Annotated in this window: 11 protein-coding genes and 1 pseudogene; 8 read left to right on the top strand and 4 right to left on the bottom strand. The window is 67.0% G+C overall.

What is annotated here, in order from left to right:
* The 3 genes and pseudogenes from MSZK_RS32300 to nuoN form a co-directional block, all read left to right on the top strand.
* Positions 1–498 (top strand): annotated as a pseudogene (locus MSZK_RS32300) (NADH-quinone oxidoreductase subunit L); the annotation flags it as partial.
* Positions 498–2,051 (top strand): NADH-quinone oxidoreductase subunit M, encoded by a 1,554-nt coding sequence (locus tag MSZK_RS09940; RefSeq protein WP_199203277.1) that lies wholly within the window; start codon positions 498–500, stop codon positions 2,049–2,051. The pseudogene MSZK_RS32300 and the gene MSZK_RS09940, both read left to right, overlap by 1 nt.
* Positions 2,048–3,577, top strand: a complete 1,530-nt coding sequence (nuoN, locus tag MSZK_RS09935; protein WP_099247400.1) for an NADH-quinone oxidoreductase subunit NuoN — start codon at positions 2,048–2,050, stop codon at positions 3,575–3,577. The genes MSZK_RS09940 and nuoN overlap by 4 nt, the downstream gene beginning before the upstream one ends.
* 1 nt (position 3,578) lies before the next feature.
* On the opposite strand, the gene MSZK_RS09930 is transcribed toward nuoN, so the two are convergent.
* Together MSZK_RS09930 and MSZK_RS09925 are read right to left on the bottom strand one after the other, a co-directional pair.
* Entirely contained in the window at positions 3,579–4,463 is an 885-nt protein-coding gene (locus MSZK_RS09930) for a phosphoribulokinase (RefSeq protein ID WP_099247398.1), read from the bottom strand.
* A gap of 11 nt (positions 4,464–4,474) precedes the next feature.
* Complete coding sequence (locus MSZK_RS09925) at positions 4,475–5,548, bottom strand: class 1 fructose-bisphosphatase (protein ID WP_099247396.1); 1,074 nt, start codon at positions 5,546–5,548, stop codon at positions 4,475–4,477.
* A gap of 168 nt (positions 5,549–5,716) precedes the next feature.
* On the opposite strand from MSZK_RS09925, the gene MSZK_RS09920 reads away from it, so the two are divergent.
* On the top strand, positions 5,717–6,130 hold the full coding sequence (locus MSZK_RS09920) for a response regulator transcription factor (protein WP_099247394.1): 414 nt from the start codon (positions 5,717–5,719) through the stop codon (positions 6,128–6,130).
* A 12-nt stretch (positions 6,131–6,142) separates the two neighbouring features.
* Here MSZK_RS09920 and MSZK_RS09915 read toward each other — a convergent pair whose 3' ends face one another.
* Positions 6,143–7,273: a sorbosone dehydrogenase family protein gene (locus tag MSZK_RS09915; protein ID WP_099247392.1), complete on the bottom strand. Its 1,131-nt coding sequence runs from the start codon at positions 7,271–7,273 to the stop codon at positions 6,143–6,145.
* A 135-nt stretch (positions 7,274–7,408) separates the two neighbouring features.
* Here MSZK_RS09915 and MSZK_RS09910 point away from each other — a divergent pair, with 135 nt between their 5' ends.
* Complete coding sequence (locus tag MSZK_RS09910; RefSeq protein ID WP_233211210.1) at positions 7,409–8,242, top strand: DoxX family protein; 834 nt, start codon at positions 7,409–7,411, stop codon at positions 8,240–8,242.
* Between the two features lie 7 nt (positions 8,243–8,249).
* On the opposite strand, the gene MSZK_RS09905 is transcribed toward MSZK_RS09910, so the two are convergent.
* Entirely contained in the window at positions 8,250–8,657 is a 408-nt protein-coding gene (locus tag MSZK_RS09905; protein ID WP_199203276.1) for a PH domain-containing protein, read from the bottom strand.
* A gap of 259 nt (positions 8,658–8,916) precedes the next feature.
* Here MSZK_RS09905 and MSZK_RS09900 point away from each other — a divergent pair, with 259 nt between their 5' ends.
* The 3 genes from MSZK_RS09900 to ilvC are packed head-to-tail and all read left to right on the top strand — an operon-like array spanning position 8,917 to position 12,350.
* Positions 8,917–10,779, top strand: coding sequence for an acetolactate synthase large subunit (locus MSZK_RS09900; protein ID WP_099247390.1), 1,863 nt, complete (start codon positions 8,917–8,919; stop codon positions 10,777–10,779).
* Entirely contained in the window at positions 10,779–11,291 is a 513-nt protein-coding gene (gene ilvN, locus MSZK_RS09895) for an acetolactate synthase small subunit (RefSeq protein ID WP_099247388.1), read from the top strand. Before MSZK_RS09900 ends, ilvN begins: the two co-directional genes overlap by 1 nt.
* 57 nt (positions 11,292–11,348) lie before the next feature.
* Positions 11,349–12,350, top strand: a complete 1,002-nt coding sequence (ilvC, locus tag MSZK_RS09890) for a ketol-acid reductoisomerase (RefSeq protein ID WP_099247386.1) — start codon at positions 11,349–11,351, stop codon at positions 12,348–12,350.
* The last annotated feature ends 14 nt before the right edge of the window (positions 12,351–12,364 follow it).

Genomic DNA, 12,364 nt, shown 5'->3' with positions numbered 1-12,364 from the left:
CCCATGATCGTCCTCGCCGCCGGCTCCATCGGCGCCGGCGCACTGCTGGCCATCGGCAACACCCTGCAACACTGGCTCGAACCCGTCATCGGCCACCACGAAACCCAACACCTCATCCCCGCCTGGATCACCACCCTCACCGCCCTCGGCGTCGTCGCCATCGGCATCGGCATCGCTGTCCGGATGTATGTCGGCCGGCCGGTCAACCCGATTGCCTCCGAATGGGTTTCGAGCGCGACAGTGGCTGCGCGCAACGACCTCTACGGCGACACTTTCAACGAGGCCGCCCTGATGAGGCCCGGCAGGGCGTTGACCCGGGGGCTCGTCCATATCGAGCGTCGCGGCGTCGACGGGGCGGTGGAGACGATAGCTGCCGCAGTGGCCGCGGCCTCGCGCTCCACGCGTCGTCTGCAGACCGGATTTGCCCGCTCGTATGCGCTGTCGATCTTGGTGGGGGCCACGGTCGTGGTGGCGATGCTGGTGATGGTGAGGCTGTGATGAGCCAGATTCCGTGGTTGAGCGTGCTGTGGCTGCTCCCGCTCGTCGGAGCGGGGCTGGTCGCGATCCTGCCGGCCACCGTGAGCCGGTATGCGAAATTCGCTGGGGTGGCGGTCTCGGTCGGCGTGCTCGCCGTCGCCGCCGTGATCGCGGTGCGATTCGACCCGGCCGGCGAGCAGTTCCAGTTCGTCGAAAAGCACTCCTGGATACCATCGTTCGGTGCGGGCTATCTCCTGGGAATAGACGGTATCGCGCTGGCCTTGGTGGTGCTCACCGCAACCCTGGTTCCGATCCTGCTCGTGGCGGGTTGGCATGACGCCGACGGGACGGGCCGATCGGTCAGCGGGTATGTCGCGCTGACCCTGGCCGTCGAGGGCATGGTGATGATGTCGCTGGTCGCGCTGGACGTCCTGCTGTTCTTCATCTTCTTCGAAGCGATGTTGATCCCGATGTACTTTCTGATCGGCGGCTTCGGCGGCGCTGACCGCTCCAGAGCAGCGCTGAAGTTTCTGGTCTACAGCCTGTGCGGGGGACTGGCGATGCTGGCCGCCGTGATCGGGCTGTACGTCCTCACCGCGGACAGCACCGCATTCGGGGGCGGAACCTTCGATTTCCCGGCGATCGCGGCCGCTGTCGCCGCTGGGACCTTCGCGCCCAATCCCGCTGTGGCGCATGCCCTGTTCCTCGGGTTCCTGCTCGCGTTCGCGGTCAAGGCCCCGCTCTGGCCGTTCCATACCTGGCTGCCCGGCGCGGCCGCCGAAGCGACGCCTGCGTCGGCGGTGTTGATGATGGCGGTGATGGACAAGGTCGGCACGTTCGGGATGTTGCGCTACTGCCTGCCACTGTTTCCCGATTCGGCCACCTACTTCCGGCCGGTGATCATCGCACTGGCGGTCATCGGCATCGTCTACGGCGCGATCCTGGCCATCGGCCAGACCGACGTCATGCGGCTGATCGCCTACACCTCGATCAGCCACTTCGGCTTCATCATCCTGGGCATCTTCGTGATGACCAGCCAGGGCCAAGCCGGCTCGACGCTCTACATGGTCAACCACGGCATCTCGACGGCAGCCCTGTTCCTGATCGCCGGGTTCCTGGTCAGCCGCCGCGGCAGCCGCGTCATCGCCGACTACGGCGGAGTCCAGACCGTGGCACCGGTGCTGGCCGGCACCTTCCTGATCGCCGGCCTCGCGACGCTCGCCTTACCCGGTCTGGCGCCGTTCATCAGTGAATTCCTGGTCCTCATCGGCACATTCACCCGCTACCCGGCCTTCGCCGTCATCGCCTCCGCCGCGCTGGTGCTCTCCGCGGTCTACATCCTGTGGCTCTACCAACGAATGATGACCGGGCCGGTCACCGAGGGTACCGACACAGTCCGAGACCTCGGCAAGCGCGAGCTACTCGTCGTCACGCCGTTGATCGCGTTGCTGATCACCCTGGGCGTGTATCCCAAGATCGCCCTCGACGTGATCAACCCCGCCGTGACAGCCACCCTCACCTCGATCCACGAACCCGACCCGGCGCCGACGGTCGCGGAAGGAAGACACCCATGACTGCGCCCAGCATCGAATACGGCCAACTCTCCCCGATGCTGATCGTCCTCGGCGTCGCCGTCACCGGCGTCCTGGTCGAAGCATTCGCCCCCCGTGACAGCCGATATCGGCTTCAGCTGGGACTGAGCCTGACCGGCCTGGCGGCCGCACTGGTCGCGGTCGTCGTGGTGGCGGGTACCGTCGGCGCCGCCGTCTCCGGCGCCGTCATCTCCGACGGTCCAGCCTCGTTCCTCCAGGGCACCATCTTGGTGGTCGGTATCGCGTCGCTGGCGCTGGTGGCGCAACGCGACAGCCACGGCGCGTCGACGTCGTTCACTCCGCAGGCGTCGACGGTGCCGGGCGGTATCGCCGAACACACCGCGCTTCGGGCCAACGGTGTGCAGACCGAGGTCTTTCCGTTGACCATGTTCGCCGTCGCGGGCATGACGATCTTCGTGGCCGCCGGCGACCTGTTGACGATGTTCATTGCGCTGGAAGTGTTCTCGTTACCGCTGTACCTGATGTGCGGACTGGCCCGCCGCCGACGCCTGCTGTCCCAAGAAGCCGCCGTCAAATACTTCCTCCTCGGCGCCTTCTCCTCCGCCTTCTTCCTCTACGGCATCGCCCTGCTCTACGGCTACGCCGGCACCCTGAGCCTGCCCGGCATCGCCAAAGCCATCGACACCCACACCGACACCACCACCCTGGCCCTGCTCGGCACCGCCCTCATCACCGTCGGCATCCTCTTCAAAGTCGGCGCCGTGCCCTTCCACTCCTGGATCCCCGACGTCTACCAAGGCGCACCCACCCCCATCACCGCCTTCATGGCCGCCGCCACCAAAATCGCCGCCTTCGGCGCCATGCTGCGCATCTTCTACGTCGCCCTACCCGGCCTCAACCACGACTGGCGACCCATCCTGTCGCTCGTTGCGATGCTGACGATGGCGGTGGGAGCGGTGCTGGCCGTAGGGCAGACCGATCTCAAGCGGTTGCTGGGATACTCGGCCGTGGCGCAGGCCGGTTTCATCCTCACCGGGGTCGTCGCGGCCGACGGCGCCGCACTGGCGGCGACCCTGTTCTACCTGGCGACCTATGGGGTGACCACGCTGGGTGCCTTCGCGGTGATCAGCCTGGTGCGCAACCACACCGGCGGTGAGGAGACCACGATCGCGAGCTGGGCCGGCCTGGGGCGGCGGCATCCGGTGGCGGCGATGGCGTTCGCGCTGTTCCTGCTCGCCTTCGCCGGCATCCCACTCACCAGTGGATTCATCGGCAAGTTCGCGGTGTTCGCCGCCGCTGCGCACGGGGGGCAGCTGGTCCTCGTGCTGGTCGGTGTGATCGCCAGCGCGGTCACCGCTTTCGTCTACGCCAGGGTGGTGGTGCTCATGTACGCCGACGCCGCGCCCACCCAACCCGCGCTGGTTTGTGCCCCGGGTCGACTGACCGGCACGACCATCGGTGTCGCCGCGGTGGCGACGCTGACGTTCGGTTTCCTGCCCCAGCCGCTGCTCGACCTGGCGCACACCGCCGGGGCGTTCTTCGCCTGAGTCAGCGAGCGGCCAGCTCGGCCTTGCGACGTTCGTGCAGCCGCAGCACCATCGGGGTGAAGATCAGCTGCATCGCCAGATCCATTTTCCCGCCCGGGCACACGATGGTGTTGGCGCGCGACATGAACGAATCGTGCAGCATCGACAACAGATACGGAAAGTCGATGCCGTGCGGGTCGCGGAACCGGATGATCACCATCGATTCGTCGGCGGTCGGGATCGAGCGCGTGATGAACGGGTTGGACGTGTCGACCATCGGGACCCGCTGGAAGTTCACGTCGGTGTAGGAGAACTGCGAGCAGATGTAGTTCACGTAGTCCGGCATCCGCCGCAAGATGGTGTCGGTGACCGCTTCGGAGGTGTAGCCGCGGGACACCTTGTCGCGGTGCAGCTTCTGAATCCATTCCAGGTTGATCACCGGGACGACACCGATCTTCAGATCGGCGTAGCGGGTGACGTCGACGTCATCGGTGACGATCGCCCCGTGCAGACCTTCGTAGAACAGCATGTCGGTGTCGTCGGGCAGCACCTCCCACGGGGTGAAGGTGCCCGGCTCCTGGGCGTACGGCGCCGCCTCGGCAGCGTCGTGTAAGTACTTGCGCACCTTGCCGGTGCCGGTCTCGCCGTAGGAGCAGAACAGATCCTGCAACTCGGTGAACAGGTTGGCCTGCGGCCCGAAATGGCTGAACGTATGGTCGCCGCGAGCATGCGCGTCGGCGATCTGCAGTTTCATCTCGGCCCGGTCGAATCGATGGAAACTGTCGCCCTCGACGTAGGCGACGTTGATCCCCTCCCGGCGGAAGATCTGATCGAATGTGCGCATGACGGACGTGGTGCCCGCCCCCGACGAGCCGGTCACCGAGATGATCGGATGCAGACGAGACATCGGAGCTCCTTTCAGCCCACCGAAGACCGGAACAGACCGCGAACGCCATACAGCGGCAACCCGTCCGGCCTGTCATTGCTCTCGGCGTGATAGTTCTCGATTCGCCGAACCTCCTCGGCGGCACCGAAGATCAGCGGAACCCGCTGATGCAGGCTCGTCGGGGTGACCTCGAGCAAGCGCCCGCGGCCGGTGCTGGACAGGCCGCCGGCCTGTTCGACCAGCATCGAGATCGGGTTGGCCTCGTACAGCAGACGCAGCCGGCCCGGCTTCGACGGGTCCTTGGAGTCTCGTGGGTAGAGGAAAACCCCGCCACGGGTGAGGATCCGGTGCGTCTCGGCCACCAGTGAGGCCACCCAGCGCATGTTGAAGTCCCTGGCCCGGGGACCAGTCTGGCCGGCCAGGCATTCGTCGATATAGCGCTGCACCGCCGGCTCCCAGAATCGCCGGTTGGAGGCGTTGATGGCGAATTCCTTGGCCTGGGGCGGTATCCGGATCGACTGGCGACTTAAGAAGAACTCGCCCAGACCGGGGTCGAGGGTGAACGCGTGCACACCGGTTCCGACCGTCAGCACCAGCATCGTGGAGGGACCGTAGATCGCGTAGCCCGCACACACCTGCTCGGTGCCCGGCTGCAGGAAGTCGTCCAGTGTGGCATCGGCGCCCGGATCCGGTGCACGCAGGATCGAAAAGATGCTGCCGACCGAGACATTCACATCGATGTTGGACGACCCGTCCAGCGGGTCGAAGATCAACAGGTATTTCCCGCGCGGGTATTGGATCGGTAGGGGATAGGGCTCGTCGATTTCCTCCGACACCATCCCGGCGACCTGCCCACCCCACTCGCAGGCCCGCAGGAAGTACTCGTTGGCCAGCACGTCCAGCTTCTGCTGCACCTCGCCCTGTACGTTGACGGCGTCGGCAGACCCAAGGACGCCACCGAGCTCGCCCTGGGCCACTCGGTTCGAAATCGCCTTGCAGGCCAGCGCGACATCGAGGATCAAAGCGTTGAGTTCCCCGCTGGCGTCGGGATGGTGGCGGCGCTCCTCGATCAGGAACCGAACCAGCGTGGTGTGGTTGGCGAGCATGAGCGAGCGTCCTCCTTGCCGATCCGGGCGCACGCCATGGCGCACGACCTCGCGTCGAATCGATGGTCCCGGCGCGGCATTGGCCTCCCATCCCCCGGGCGGGTGGCCGGTCGGGGGGATACGCCGGCACCGCACCGGCGGCGGCGATTTCGGCTTTACGATCACGCCATGACCGCACCCGTCACCGTGCTCGTCTACAGCGACAACCGCGCCACCCGGCACCGGGTGATCGCCGCACTGGGGCACCGCCCGGCCGCCGACCTGCCCGCCGTGGAGTTCTGCGAAGTCGCGACTCCCGCGATGGCGCTGCACCGGATGGATTCCGGCGGTGTCGCGGTGGCGATCCTCGACGGTGAGGCCACACCCGCGGGCGGGATGGGACTGGCCAAACAACTCAAGGACGAACTGGCCGCCTGCCCGCCGCTGATCGTGCTGACCGGGCGCCCGGCCGATGACTGGCTGGCGCGCTGGTCACGAGCCGACGCCGCGGTCCCACATCCGCTGGATCCCGCGGTGCTGACCGGGGCGGTTGTGGGAGTGCTGCGAACGTGCCTGCCGGCGGACACGGCTCGGGTGGGGTAGCGCCGCCGAACGTCAGGTGTTGTCGGCGTTACTGCGCGGGAAGCCGCCGCCCTGCGGGAACAGCGGGAAGACGACGTCGTCCAGCTTCTCGGCGTCGCCGGCGGTGCGGTTCACCGTGGCGCCCCAGATGTTTCCGTCCGGGGCGACCTGCAGCGCCCAGGCGTGTCCGTGGGTGTCCTGGCGCACCACCTCGGGCTCGCCGGTCACCGCGCCGGTGCCCTGGGCCAGCCGAACCGCCACGGTCTGTTTGGCGTTGACCAGGTTCACCAGCACCGTGCCGTCCAGCGCCGCACAGCCCGCGACACCGGGCTTGTCCGGCCACGTCCACACCGTCGACGTCTTGGCATCCGCCGAGATCCGTTGCAGGCGATCGCCTGCCGGGCTGCGATCAGTGATGTAGAGCGACCTGTCGGTCGGGTCGATGCACATGCCACCGGCGGGGCCCAGCCCGGACAGTGCGGTGGTGGGCGGCGCGGGTTGCACGGTCGTGGGTTGTTCCAGGCGGATCACCTTGCCCGCCAACGACTTCGGATCCGCGGCCAGCGCGGGGTTGCCGGCATCGCCGGTCTGCACCACCAGCGTCGTGGGGCTGGTGAAGATCAGCGAACCGCTGTTGCCGGTGGCGCCCTTGGGGATCCCGGTCAGGATGTCCTTCGGGATGTCGCCGTCGGCAACCCGGATCACCCGATTGTCGGTCGGGGTGCTGATGTAGGCGTACATCAGCCGGTCCTGGGAGTAGGTGGGTGAGAGCACGATGTCCATCAGCCCGCCGTCGCCGCTCGGGTCGACCGGGATCACGGTGCGGATCTTCGGTTCGGCGCTGACGGAGACATCCTTGACGGCCCCGGTGGTGCGTTCGGCCACCAGGGCGGTCTTGCTGTCCGGGCCCATGATCAGGCCGCTGGTGCTCTCCAGGCAGCCCTGCATGACCCCCGGCGCGGGGCAGGCCTTGGGGAACGGTTTGGGTGGCAGCGGCGGCGGGGGAGGCGGCGTCGAGGTCGGGCCGGGAGCCAGCTGCGGGGCGGTGGTGAAGGGCTGTGAGATGTCGTTGTTGAACTTCGCGCAGCCGGCGGACGACCCGGCCACAAGCGTCGTTGCGCAGCACACGGCCAGCACCCCACGGACCGACTGGCGTACCTGCATGCCCGCCAGGTTACGGATATGGCGCCGATGTTCGCCACGACGTCCCGGGCCCGGCCGGAAAACCAGGCAATATTGGCCGCCAGAAGCGCCGCTCAAATCCCCGATTTGCGGCGATCTGCACTTACTCTGACTTTCGTGACGAGTCAAGGCCACGAACCGCACTGGCAGCGCCCCGACGACTCCTCGGCGCGACCGGCGTCGGCCCAGCTGGTCGACCCGGAGGACGATCTGCCCTCGGCCACCTACGGTGGCGACTTCGAGACCACCACGATTCCTCATTACTCATCCGGACTGCCCGGCTCCGCCCCGTCGACGGGTTACGGGTTGCTGCACGACCCCGAACCGCTGCCGTACGTCCAGCCGCACTTCGATCCGACCCCCTCGCAGGCCACCCCGATGGAGATCGAGCCGATCGACGCCGAGGAGCGCGCCAAGGCTGCGGGTCGCAGGGGCACCCAGGATCTGGGACTGCTGCTGCTTCGGTTCGTCGTCGGTGCGATCTTCATCGGCCACGGCCTGCAGAAGGCGTTCGGCTGGTGGGGCGGCCAGGGCCTGGATGGCTTCAAGACCGCGCTGGCCGACGCCGGCTATCAGCACGCCGGACTGCTGACCTATCTCGGTGCCGGTGCCCAGATCCTGGTCGGCGTCCTGCTGGTGCTCGGGCTGTTCACGCCGCTGGCAGCCGCGGGTGCGGTGGCCTATCTGGTCAACAGCCTGCTCACGATCGTGGCGGCACAACGCCAGGACGGCTACCTCGCGGTGTTCGGTCCGGACGGCGTCGAATACCTGGTGGTGCTGATCGCGGCGGCCACGGCCCTCGTCCTGGTCGGTCCGGGGCGCTACGGATTCGACGGCGGGCGCGGCTGGGCCCGCCGTCCCTTCATCGGGTCGTTCATCGCGCTGCTGCTCGGCATCGGCGGCGGAGTCGCCGCGTGGTTCTTCCTGCACGGCGCCAACCCGCTGGCCTGATCACCCGTCATCGCTCGTAGGGGTTGGGCACCCGTCCGCCGCTGGCCTCGGCCAGCAGCGGCAACATGGCGAATGTGACGGCAGGCAGCAGCATCTCCGAGCCGTTCCGCAGCCGCGCCCGCGCCCATGAACTGCGGTCGAACCGCAGACCCTCGACCTCGTCCCAGCTCACCGTTCGGCTGCCCAGCATCGTGCGGGCGGTCAGCGTCTCGCGGTCGGCGACCGTGCGCAGTCGCACGATCGCGACCGATGCCACGATCGGCAGCACCATGAACACCGCACCCCAGGTGGGGAAGATCGTGATCATCACCAGCAGGCACAGCGCCAGGAACCCCGAGGCGAAGTGCGCCATCGGTGACATCCGGATCACCAGCGGTTTGGTGGCGGGTGCATCAGGTGCGCGACGGGAGGCCATGACTGCATCATCCCACCATCGGCGCGGACACCATCTGGACCCGAATCGGGATTTGACGCCTGACCAGTGCGGAGGCTACCGTCGCAGGTTATGAAGACCGGCGGAATGCTCGTAGTAATTGGCCAGCGCGTTGGTGCCGCGCTTGCCCCGACCCGGGCATAGCCACACGCACCAGCGCGCAACCCTCGTACAGCCGCCGAAGCTGACGGGGGTTTTTTCTTGCCCGAAGAATTGAACGCAGACCGAAAAGGACGACACCGTGAGCGCACCCACCACGCGACCACCTGAGCCGTCGGCGCCCGCCGCCGGACCGGGTACAGCACCCACCGCCGGTAAGACCGGCACGACCGCCGCCAAGCGCGTCGCCCCGCAGCAGCTCACGGGCGCCCAGGCGGTAGTCCGCTCACTGGAAGAACTCGGCGTCGACACCATCTTCGGCATCCCCGGCGGCGCCGTGCTGCCGGTCTACGACCCGCTGTTCGACTCGCAGAAGCTGCGCCACGTCCTGGTTCGCCACGAGCAGGGCGCCGGCCATGCGGCCAGCGGGTACGCCCACGCCACCGGCAAGGTCGGCGTGATGATGGCCACCTCGGGCCCCGGCGCCACCAACCTGGTCACGCCGCTGGCCGATGCCCAGATGGATTCCATCCCGGTGGTCGCCATCACCGGCCAGGTCGGTCGGACGCTGATCGGCACCGACGCGTTCCAGGAAGCCGACATCTCCGGCATCACGATGCCCATCACCAAGCACAATTTCCTGGTGCGCAACGGTGACGACATCCCTCGGGTGATCGCCGAGGCGTTCCATATCGCGCAGACCGGGCGGCCCGGAGCCGTCCTCGTCGATATCCCGAAGGACATCTTGCAGGGCCAGTGCACCTTCGCCTGGCCGCCGCAGATCGACCTGCCCGGCTACAAGCCGAACACCAAACCGCACAGCCGCCAGATCCGCGAGGCCGCCCGGCTGATCGCCGCGGCGCGCAAACCGGTGCTCTATGTCGGCGGCGGTGTGATCCGCGGCGAGGCCACCGCAGAGTTGCTGGATCTGGCCGAGCTGACCGGGATCCCGGTGGTCACCACCCTGATGGCCCGCGGCGCATTCCCGGACAGCCACCCGCAGAACCTCGGTATGCCGGGCATGCACGGCACCGTGGCCGCGGTGGCTGCCCTGCAGCGCAGCGACCTGCTGATCGCGCTGGGCGCTCGGTTCGACGACCGGGTCACCGGCAAGCTGGATTCGTTCGCCCCCGAGGCCAAGGTGATCCACGTCGACATCGACCCGGCCGAGATCGGCAAGAACCGGCACGCCGACGTGCCGATCGTGGGCGACGTCAAGCTGGCGATCACCGAATTGATCGAGTCGTTGCGTAAGACGGGTGGGACGCCAAAGGCCAACCAGGACAGCTGGTGGGAGTACCTGTCGGGGGTCCGGGCCACCTACCCGCTGAGCTATGACCCGCAGCACGACGGCAGCCTGAGCCCGGAGTACGTGATCGAGCAGCTGGGCAAGATCGCCGGGCCGGACGCGATCTACGTCGCCGGTGTCGGTCAGCACCAGATGTGGGCCGCGCAGTTCATCTCTTACGAGAAGCCGCGCACCTGGCTGAATTCCGGCGGTCTGGGCACCATGGGCTTCGCCGTTCCGGCCGCCATGGGCGCCAAGATGGCCCGCCCGGATGCCGAGGTGTGGGCGATCGACGGTGACGGCTGCTTCCAGATGACCAACCAGGAGCTGGCCACCTGCGCGATCGAAGGTGTGCCGATCAAGGTCGCCTTGATCAACAACGGCAACCTGGGCATGGTGCGCCAATGGCAGACGCTGTTCTACGAGGAGCGATACAGCCAAACCGATCTGGCCACCCACAGCCACCGCATCCCGGACTTCGTCAAGCTGGCCGAGGCGCTGGGCTGCGTGGGATTGCGTTGTGAGCGTGAAGAAGACGTGATCGACGTGATCAACCAGGCGCGGGAGATCAACGATCGCCCGGTGGTGATCGACTTCATCGTCGGGGCGGACGCCCAGGTGTGGCCGATGGTGGCCGCCGGCTGCGGCAATGACGAGATCATGGCGGCGCGCAACATCCGCCCGCTGTTCGACGACAACGAGGAGGGTCGGGCCTGATGGCGGGAAACACTGTCACGCACACACTCTCGGTGCTCGTCGAAGACAAGCCGGGTGTGCTGGCCCGCGTCGCGGCACTGTTCTCGCGTCGCGGTTTCAACATCGAGTCGCTGGCCGTCGGCGCCACCGAGCAAAAGAACATGTCGCGGATGACGATCGTCGTGACGGCCGAGGCGACGCCGCTCGAACAGATCACCAAGCAGCTCAACAAGCTGATCAACGTGATCAAGATCGTCGAGCAGGATTCCGAGAACTCGGTGGCCCGCGAGCTGGCTCTGATCAAGGTCCGGGCCGATGCCGGAACTCGCAGCCAGGTGATCGAGGCGGTGAACCTGTTCCGCGCCAAGGTGATCGACGTGTCCACCGAATCGTTGACCATCGAAGCGACCGGGACGCAGGAAAAGATCGAGGCGCTGCTACGGGTGCTCGAACCCTACGGCGTCCGCGAGATCGTGCAGTCCGGCGTGGTGTCGCTGTCGCGCGGACCGCGTGGGATGACCAACACCAAGTAAAGACCCAGTAGTAACCAAAGAAAGGTAAAGGCCATCGTGGCTTCAAATTCCATCGAGATGTTCTACGACGACGATGCCGACCTGTCGATCATCCAGGGCCGCAAGGTCGGGGTGATCGGTTACGGCAGCCAGGGCCATGCCCATTCGCTGAGCCTGCGGGACTCCGGTGTGCAGGTCAAGGTGGGCCTCAAAGAGGGCTCGAAGTCGCGCGAGAAGGTCACCGAGCAGGGCCTCGAGGTCGACACTCCGGCCGAGGTTGCCAAGTGGGCCGACGTCATCATGCTGCTGGCCCCCGACACCGCGCAGGCCGAGATCTTCCGCAACGACATCGAGCCCAACCTGGAAGCCGGCAACGCGCTGTTCTTCGGACACGGACTGAACATCCACTTCGGCCTGATCAAGCCGCCGGCCAACGTCACCATCGGCATGGTCGCCCCCAAGGGCCCCGGTCACCTGGTGCGCCGCCAGTTCGTCGACGGCAAGGGCGTGCCCTGCCTGATCGCCATCGAGCAGGACCCGACCGGCGAGGGCCAGGCGCTGGCGCTGTCCTACGCCAAGGGCATCGGCGGGACCCGCGCCGGCGTCATCAAGACCACCTTCAAGGACGAGACCGAGACGGATCTGTTTGGTGAGCAGGCCGTGTTGTGCGGTGGCACTGAGGAACTCGTCAAGACCGGCTTCGACGTCATGGTGGAGGCGGGTTACGCGCCCGAGCTGGCCTACTTCGAGGTGCTGCACGAGCTGAAGCTGATCGTCGACCTGATGTACGAGGGCGGCATCGCCCGGATGAACTACTCGGTGTCCGACACCGCCGAGTTCGGCGGTTATCTGTCGGGTCCGCGTGTCATCGACGCCGACACCAAGCAGCGGATGCGCGACATCCTCTCCGACATCCAGGACGGCACGTTCGTCAAGCGCTTGGTCGCCAACGTCGAAGGCGGTAACAAGGAGCTCGAGGCGCTGCGCAAGAAGAACGCCGAGCATCCGATCGAGGTCACCGGCAAGAAGCTGCGTGACCTGATGAGCTGGGTCGACCGGCCGATCACCGAAACCGCCTAGCGGTCAGTACACCT

It is taken from the genome of Mycobacterium sp. shizuoka-1 (genome assembly GCF_002723835.1).
Lineage (GTDB): Bacteria > Actinomycetota > Actinomycetes > Mycobacteriales > Mycobacteriaceae > Mycobacterium.
This window is presented reverse-complemented; position numbering and strand designations above follow the sequence as displayed.

What these genes read in the sequence shown, in the direction of transcription:
- MSZK_RS09920 (WP_099247394.1), top strand. Translation starts at nt 5,717, where the DNA reads ATGACCGCACCCGTCACCGTGCTCGTCTACAGCGACAACCGCGCCACC.
- MSZK_RS09940 (WP_199203277.1), top strand. Translation starts at nt 498, where the DNA reads ATGAGCCAGATTCCGTGGTTGAGCGTGCTGTGGCTGCTCCCGCTCGTC.
- MSZK_RS09905 (WP_199203276.1), bottom strand. Translation starts at nt 8,657, where the DNA reads ATGGCCTCCCGTCGCGCACCTGATGCACCCGCCACCAAACCGCTGGTG.
- ilvN (WP_099247388.1), top strand. Translation starts at nt 10,779, where the DNA reads ATGGCGGGAAACACTGTCACGCACACACTCTCGGTGCTCGTCGAAGAC.
- ilvC (WP_099247386.1), top strand. Translation starts at nt 11,349, where the DNA reads ATGTTCTACGACGACGATGCCGACCTGTCGATCATCCAGGGCCGCAAG.
- nuoN (WP_099247400.1), top strand. Translation starts at nt 2,048, where the DNA reads ATGACTGCGCCCAGCATCGAATACGGCCAACTCTCCCCGATGCTGATC.
- MSZK_RS09930 (WP_099247398.1), bottom strand. Translation starts at nt 4,463, where the DNA reads ATGTCTCGTCTGCATCCGATCATCTCGGTGACCGGCTCGTCGGGGGCG.
- MSZK_RS09915 (WP_099247392.1), bottom strand. Translation starts at nt 7,273, where the DNA reads ATGCAGGTACGCCAGTCGGTCCGTGGGGTGCTGGCCGTGTGCTGCGCA.
- MSZK_RS09925 (WP_099247396.1), bottom strand. Translation starts at nt 5,548, where the DNA reads ATGCTCGCCAACCACACCACGCTGGTTCGGTTCCTGATCGAGGAGCGC.